Origin of the sequence: Protofrankia sp. CiP3 (genome assembly GCF_917627345.1) — a bacterium.
Classification (GTDB): Bacteria; Actinomycetota; Actinomycetes; order Frankiales; family Frankiaceae; genus Protofrankia.
The window spans coordinates 5,112-12,311 of the sequence record NZ_CAKJTM010000122.1 but is presented as its reverse complement, the minus strand read 5'-3'; the positions used below and the strand labels follow the sequence as shown (position 1 = coordinate 12,311).

Annotated in this window: 5 protein-coding genes and 1 pseudogene; 2 read left to right on the top strand and 4 right to left on the bottom strand. The window is 68.3% G+C overall.

The genetic code is table 11. The features are described from left to right. The 4 genes and pseudogenes from MJ797_RS23520 to MJ797_RS23505 form a co-directional block, all read right to left on the bottom strand. Positions 1-196 (bottom strand): annotated as a pseudogene (locus MJ797_RS23520) (addiction module toxin RelE); the annotation flags it as partial. A 271-nt stretch (positions 197-467) separates the two neighbouring features. After that, a complete protein-coding gene (locus MJ797_RS23515; RefSeq protein WP_239341312.1) occupies positions 468-1,223 on the bottom strand; it encodes a FadR/GntR family transcriptional regulator in 756 nt (251 codons plus the stop codon). A gap of 267 nt (positions 1,224-1,490) precedes the next feature. Continuing rightward, a complete protein-coding gene (locus tag MJ797_RS23510; protein WP_239341310.1) occupies positions 1,491-2,606 on the bottom strand; it encodes an acyl-CoA dehydrogenase family protein in 1,116 nt (371 codons plus the stop codon). 291 nt (positions 2,607-2,897) lie between these two features. Next, a complete protein-coding gene (locus MJ797_RS23505) occupies positions 2,898-3,662 on the bottom strand; it encodes an SDR family NAD(P)-dependent oxidoreductase (protein ID WP_239341308.1) in 765 nt (254 codons plus the stop codon). A gap of 247 nt (positions 3,663-3,909) precedes the next feature. Here MJ797_RS23505 and MJ797_RS23500 point away from each other — a divergent pair, with 247 nt between their 5' ends. Together MJ797_RS23500 and MJ797_RS23495 are read left to right on the top strand one after the other, a co-directional pair. Next, complete coding sequence (locus tag MJ797_RS23500) at positions 3,910-5,367, top strand: OB-fold domain-containing protein (protein WP_239341306.1); 1,458 nt, start codon at positions 3,910-3,912, stop codon at positions 5,365-5,367. A 1-nt stretch (position 5,368) separates the two neighbouring features. Next, positions 5,369-6,571 (top strand): acetyl-CoA acetyltransferase, encoded by a 1,203-nt coding sequence (locus MJ797_RS23495; RefSeq protein ID WP_239341304.1) that lies wholly within the window; start codon positions 5,369-5,371, stop codon positions 6,569-6,571. The last annotated feature ends 629 nt before the right edge of the window (positions 6,572-7,200 follow it).

The following is a 7,200-nucleotide window of genomic DNA, read 5'->3' as shown; positions in this document are numbered from 1 at the left end:
ACCCGGGTCGTAGCTCCTTCAGGTTGGCCAGATGGGATCCCCGCACCGTGTCGACGAGGGGGTGGCCGAGGGCGGGACCCTCGATGCTGAGCGCCTGGATTGCCTGGCTGATCAGTAGGAGCGTCCGGCGGTCGCCGCGACGGAGTGCGTGCAGCCACGACAGTGCCGGCTCAACCACGATGATCGACCAGGTCATCCGGCCTCCTCATCACCCGACTATGACCCTAACGGCATATGTTACCTACGTTGTCGAGTCAGGAACGGAGACCGCCGCGCTTGGCCGCTGTGGTGGCGGGACCATCGGGACCACGTCCGGACCTGGCTGTTCCAGCGTGGTCACCGCCGGGGGCGCAGACCAGCGGCGCTTGTACGACCTGTTCGGCAACGTTTGGTCAAGGCCAGCTCCGCCACCGATCTCAGTGAAAGACAGAGGCCACCGGGCGGTTTGGCGCCCTTCGGCGTGGAACTCAGCTGAGGAGATCGAGGACGGTCTGCTTGTCGGCGTCCTCCAGAAGGATCTTGCCGACGGCGGTGAGGTGCCGGCGCCAGAAGGCCTCCGCATCCTCGGTCTGATGATTGCGGATGAGCTGGACGAGCTTGGTGTTGGCGCGATGTGCCTTGCCGACGAGGGTCTGCTGCTGGTCGGGGTTGCTGACGCGCGCCATGTGGGAGGACATGGTGGCGGACTCGACAATGCGGTACAGCATCCCGACCAGCAGCCGGAGCGTCCGGTTGCCCGCCAGCTCGACGACGAGGAGGTGGAACTCCGCATCGATGAACATGAACTGTTCATGGTCGTCGAGGGTCTCCTGGCACTTGGCCAGCGTCTCGTTGAGCCGCGTGAGGTCATCGGCGTCGTGCCGGTCGGCGAGCAGGCCCGCGGCGCGGGACTCCAGCAGCGCGCGTGCCTCGTAGACGTCCGCGAGCGTGGTGCCCCGGTACTGGAGGATCGCACCCGCGTACCGGGCTGCGGTGTCCCCGGTCGGCAGGTGCACACGGGCGCCGCCGCGGGCGCCTCTGCGTACGCTGATCAGCCCTTCCGACTCCAGGACCCGGAACCCCTCGCGTAGGGTTGGCCGAGAGACTCCGAAGCGTTCCATGAGAACCGCCTCGGACGGAAGCGCTGTCCCCTCGTCGAGTTTGCCTAGGATGATCTGCCGGCGCAGATGGCTGGCGACGATCTCGCCGGCCTTGGGCACACGGACCCGGTCTTCGGTCGCCATGGATTCCTCCTGCTCGTTGGCACCGCCGCGGAACGGGAGTGGTGACCCGGCGTTGGGTGCCGGAGGCGGGTGAGTAGAGGTGTCCCCTGCGCGGTCGCTTGGACAATAATCTAGCTGATCGATGCTCGATCTGCGTCGCCGGGTAACAGGGAGGTGTCTGGTCGCACACGCTCCTGGCGTCGCCGACGGACGCCCTTCGGCTGAGCTCGCCCGAGGTCTCCGGCCGCGCGGACAGAACCGCGGTCACGCGGCCGGCGGCCTGGCAGCCTAGATACCTATCCGCTGGGCGAGCTGTTCGCGGTGGTAGGCGGGGTCGCCGAGCAGGAGCTGCGAGGTCTTGGCCCGCTTGAAGTAGAGGTGGGCGGGATGCTCCCAGGTGAAGCCGATGCCGCCGTGTACCTGGATGTTCTCGGCAGCGCAGTGGAAGAACGCGTCCGAGCAGTAGGACTTGGCCACGCTGGCCACGACCGGCAGCTCGTCGTTGCTCTCGGCGGTCGCCCACAGGCCGTAGTACGCGGCGGACTTGGCCGACTCCACGTCGAGCAGCATGTCCGCGCACTTGTGCTTGATGGCCTGGAAGGAGCCGATGGGCCGGCCGAACTGTACCCGGATCTTGGCGTACTCGACGGCCATCTCCAGGACCTTCTGGGCACCGCCGACCTGCTCGGCGGCGAGGCCGATGGCCGCTGTGTCGAGAACACGCGGGAGAACCGTTGCGCCGTCGCCGTCGGCACCGATCAGCCTGGCGGGGGTGCTGTCGAAGTCGAGCCGGGCCTGCTTGCGGGTGAGGTCCATGGTCGGCAGGGCGGTGCGGGTGAGACCGGGCGCGTCACCGGGCACAGCGAACAGGCTGACTCCAGCGGTGGTGCGGGCCGCTACCAGGACGAGGTCGGCGGTATGGCCGTCAAGCACGTAGGTCTTGGATCCGCTCAGCTGCCACTCGTTGCCGCTGCGGGTCGCGGGAAGTGTGATCCCGTCGGCGTCCCAGCGGCCGGATTCTTCGGTGAACGCAAGCGTGGCGCGGATGTCGCCGCTGGCGATGCCCGGCAGGAAGTCCTTCTGAGCCGCGTCGTCGCCACTCGCGACGAGCGTTGTCGCCGCGAGGACGACCGTGGAGAAGTACGGCGCACACAGCAGCGCGCGGCCCGCCTCCTCCAGAACGATGCCCACCTCGACGAAGCCGTAGCCGGCACCGCCGTGCTCCTCAGGGATGGCGAGGCCAGTCAGGCCGAGTTCGCCCGCCAGTTTCGTCCACACGCCCGAGTCGTAACCCTCGGTGGTTTCCATGAGACGCCGGACCTCGGATTCCGGAGAAAGATCCTCCAGGAAGTCACGCACGGTGCGGCGTAGCTCTTCCTGCTCCTCGCTGAAGGCGAAGTTCACGGCAGCTCCTGGCTACAGGCGATATTCTAAAAGAGAATATAATTAGTAAGCTAATTCGGCAAGGTATGGACTGAGCGGCGGAACAGGCGTCGCGGGGCTGGTGCGCACGCCTGTAGCCGGGCGTCCTTAGAGCGCCCGAGGATAGGACTGTCCGGCTCGCGGCTCCCCGCGTCCCGCCCGGCCGCGTTGTCGTCAGTCGGCGCCCAGCACCAGGGCGCCTCCCTCCTCCGCCTTGCCGGATCGGGCGCGGATGAGCCGCTCGCTGATCGAACGCCCTATCCTCGGGTGCTCTTAGCTCATCGTCAATCCGCCGCTGACTGACAGTGTTTGTCCGGTGATGTAGCCGGCGGCGGGGGCGGCGAGGAAGACAACGGCCGGGGCGATGTCGGTGGGCTGCCCGATCCGCTTCATCGGGACGGCTCGCGCAAGCGAGTCGTAGAGGCGCTGGCTGACCTCGGCGACCTGGTCGAGCAGGGCGGTGTCGGTCGGGCCGGGGCAGACGGCGTTGACTGTGATCCCGCTGGGTGCGACCTCGCGCGCGAGTGCCTTGGCGAACGCGATGACCCCGCCCTTGGTGGCGGAGTAGACCACCTCGCCGGACGATCCGACCCGCCCGGCGTCCGACGCGATGTTGATGATGCGTCCGGACCGGCGTTCCAGCATGCTGTCGAGGACTGCCCGGCTACAGCGGATGGTGCCGAGCAGGTTGACGTCCACCAGGCGTCGCCAGGTTGTCTCGTCGCTGTCGACAAACGGGCCGATCACATCGACCCCGGCGTTGTTCACGAGAATGTCGATCTCTCCGAGCTCCGCCCGCACCCCCTCGACCGCGGCGAGCACGCTTGCCGTGTCGGTGACGTCGAGGGTGACGCCGAGGACGCGTCCGGCCGGCTTGTCGGCGGTCAGTGTGTCCGCGGCCGCGGCGGCTGCGGCGCCGTCGAGATCGGCCACGGCCACCGCGGCACCCGCCTGTGCGAGCGCGGCGGCAATGGCGGCCCCGATCCCGCGGGCGGCGCCAGTCACGATGGCGACCTTGCCCTCAAGTGCCTCGGTCATCTGCCGTGCTCCTCTCTGGCGGGTCCCTGTTGGCGTCATATCATATAACTATTTTGGGTGTAAGGATTGCCGCGCACGTGGCCTCCCGTCGGTTGGCGGGCGACCTTCGCGGTTGCTTGCCCACTACTAGAAATCGTGCAAGCATCTGACTCATTACATGTCCTCTGCCGTTACGTGGAAGTGCCGAGTCTCGCCCACGTCCGCCACGACAGAGCGGTCAGCTCCGCCACACTGCGTCGGGAGAACGATGTCGGGTCTACTTGCCTACGGCGCCTACCTGCCTTACCACCGGCTCCAGCGCAAGGCCGTGGCTGCCACGCTTGGTGCCCGTGGGGGTTCCGGCACACGCACGGTGGCCTCCTACGACGAGGACACGACGTCCCTGGGCGTGGAAGCGGCGAGGGCCGCGCTGCGGGGGTCCGCGGCCGCCGCCGGCCCACACGCGTCCGGTCCCAAGCAGCTCTACTTCGCCACGACGGCGCCGGCTTACCTGGACAAGACCAATGCCACGGCCATCCACGCCGCCCTGGGACTGGACGAATCCGTGCTCGCGGTCGACATGATCGGTTCAGTGCGGTCTGGCGTGGGGGCGCTGCTGGCCGCGAACGCGGCGACGGAGCCGACGCTGGTCGTGCTGTCGGACATCCGCACCGGCCTTCCCGGTGGCGCGGACGAGCGTGACGGCGGTGACGGCGCGGCTGCGCTGCTCGTCGGGCCGGGCACCGCGGACGCGCCGGTGATCGCCGAGATTCTCGCGAGTGCCTCGGCCACCGAGGAGTTCCTCGACCGGTGGCGCGTCCCAGGGGACGACCACTCGCGGGTCTGGGAGGAGCGGTTCGGTGAGTCGATCTACGTGCCGCTCGCCGACCGGGCCTTCGCCGATCTGCTCAAGCGGATCGACCTGACCCCGGACCAGATCGACCACCTCATCGTGACCGGCCTGCACGCGCGGTCGGTGGCCGCCTTCACCAAACGCGCGGGCGTACGGGCCGACGCCCTCGTCGATGGGCTGGCCAAGAGCGTCGGCAACACCGGGACCGCCCACGCCGGTCTGCTGCTCGCCGACACCCTCGACAGGGCCGAGGCGGGCAGGACGATCGTCGTCGTCGTCCTCGGGGACGGCGCGACCGCGGTGGCGCTGCGTACCACCGAGGCCCTGGCCGCCCGCCGGCCCGCGCTCTCGGTGGCGACACAGATCGCCGGCGGGCGGGACACCCTGCGATACGCCGACTTCCTCACCTGGCGGGGCCGGCTCTCGACCGAACCACCCCGGCGTCCCGACCCTGACGCCTACGCCGCCCCGCCGGCCGAGCGCAACGCCGGCTGGAAGTACGGCTTCACCGGCTCCCGCTGCGACGAGTGCGGCACCCGGCATCTGCCGCCCGCCCGGGTCTGCCGGGCGTGCGGTGCGGTGGACCACATGACGCCGCAACGCCTCGCCGACACCTACGGCACGGTGGCGACCTTCACGATCGACCGGCTTGCCTTCACCCCGAGCCCGCCGTTGGTCGCGGTGGTTATCGACATCGACGGCGGCGGCCGGTTCAAGTGCGAGCTGACCGATGTCGACCCGGACAGCGTCGCCATCGGCGACCGGGTCGAGATGACCTTCCGCAAGGTGAACACCGCGCGGGGCATCCACAACTACTTCTGGAAGGCCCGCCCGGTGCGGGCCGCGGGCGGTACCGATGGGCAGGAGGCCTGAGATGGCGTCACGCGGGATCAGGGACAAGGTTGCCATCGTCGGCATGGGCTGCACGTCGTTCGGGGAACGCTGGGACTCCTCCGTCGACGACCTGCTGATCGAGTCCTCCCAGGCGGCCTACGCCTCGGCGGGGCTCTCCCGGGACGACGTCGACGCCTACTGGCTCGGCACGATGGGTTCGGGCAACTCCGGGCTGACGCTCTCGCGTCCGCTGCGGCTGCCCTACAAGCCGGTCTCCCGGCTGGAGAACTACTGTGCCACCGGCTCGGAGGCGCTGCGCAACGCCTGCTACGCGGTGGCCAGCGGCGCCTACGACATCGCCATGGCGATCGGTGTGGAAAAACTCAAGGACTCCGGGTTCTCCGGCCTGGTCGGCTCCGCCCCGCCGTCCGACGGGACCGGTTCGGACACCACCGCGCCGGCGAACTTCAGCCTGCTCGCGCCTGCCTACGCCAAGAAGTACGGCGTGGACACCGACGAGATGAAGGATGTCCTGACCCGTATCGCCTGGAAGAACCACGTCAACGGCGCGAAGAACCCCCGGGCGCAGTTCCGCAAGGAGGTGGCCAAGGACGTTATCTGCAACGCGCCGCTGGTCGCCGGCCCGCTGGGTATCTTCGACTGCTCCGGTGTGAGCGACGGATCGGCCGCGGCCATCGTGGTGCGGGCCGAGGACGCCCACCGCTACACCGACAAGCCGATCTATATCAAGGCGCTGTCGTTCATCGCCGGACCGGCTACCGGCAACTCCGACCCGGGCTACGACTACACCACGTTCCCCGAGGTCGTCGCCTCGGCCACGGACGCCTACGCCCAGGCCGGCGTGACCGACCCACGGGCTGAGATCGCCCTCGCCGAGGTGCACGACTGCTTCACCCCCACCGAGCTCGTCCTCATGGAGGACCTCGGCTTCGCCGAGCGCGGGTTCGGCTGGAAGGAGGTGCTCGCCGGCACCTACGACCTCACCGGTGACCTGCCGGTGAACCCGGACGGTGGCCTGAAGGCCTTCGGGCATCCGATCGGGGCGTCCGGCCTGCGGATGATGTTCGAGTGTTGGCTGCAACTGCGCGGCGAGGCTCCGCCGGAGCGCACGATCTCCACGGTCGCCGCGGGCAAGAAGCTCGGCATGACCCACAACCTGGGCGGCGGGCCCGGCGAGTGCGTGTCGTTCGTGTCGATCGTCGGCTCGGAGCCTTCCGCCTGATCGGGCTCACCGCCGACGATCCGGGACAGTGACCCGGGGACAGCAACCCCGGGGGCAGTGCTAACCACAGGGGCATGGCCAGGACGAATCGTCCCGGCCATGCCCCTGTTCGTGTGCTCAGCGAAGGGCCTGACCAGCGAAGAGCCGGGCGAGCAGCTCCCCGTGGCCGTTCCAGCCGCGGCAGAGATCCCTATGGGCGCACCATGACTCTGTCACTCTATGAGTGGACTTTCATTACTGTCAGCAGTATTCCGTCGTGCGTGGAGATCAGGACTCAGCTGTTCCGAAAATATTGATGGAAGAAGCAAAAAAGTCCGTAGATGCGTACTCGATGTCCTGCTAGAGTTCGCGCCTGCGTAGTCATGCCAGCTGGGTTGAGTTCCTGCACGGGGGCAGTCGTGAGTACGAAGCGTTGCTCGGGAGAGCTCCTGCCGGTGTGCGGCCACTTGTGGGTGTTCGCGGCCGGGGCCAGGGACATGGCCGCATCTTCACCAGGTCACGTGCGCTATCGACGAAGGACGATCAGATGATCGGCAAGGGCTCCACGAGGAACACCGGTTTAGAGCGTCCGGCAATAGGGGCGTGGATCAAGGAGCGGGGCTGGGGTGCGTACATCGCAAGGCGGCGGA

What these genes read in the sequence shown, in the direction of transcription:
- MJ797_RS23515 (WP_239341312.1), bottom strand. Translation starts at nt 1,223, where the DNA reads ATGGCGACCGAAGACCGGGTCCGTGTGCCCAAGGCCGGCGAGATCGTC.
- MJ797_RS23505 (WP_239341308.1), bottom strand. Translation starts at nt 3,662, where the DNA reads ATGACCGAGGCACTTGAGGGCAAGGTCGCCATCGTGACTGGCGCCGCC.
- MJ797_RS23500 (WP_239341306.1), top strand. Translation starts at nt 3,910, where the DNA reads ATGTCGGGTCTACTTGCCTACGGCGCCTACCTGCCTTACCACCGGCTC.
- MJ797_RS23495 (WP_239341304.1), top strand. Translation starts at nt 5,369, where the DNA reads ATGGCGTCACGCGGGATCAGGGACAAGGTTGCCATCGTCGGCATGGGC.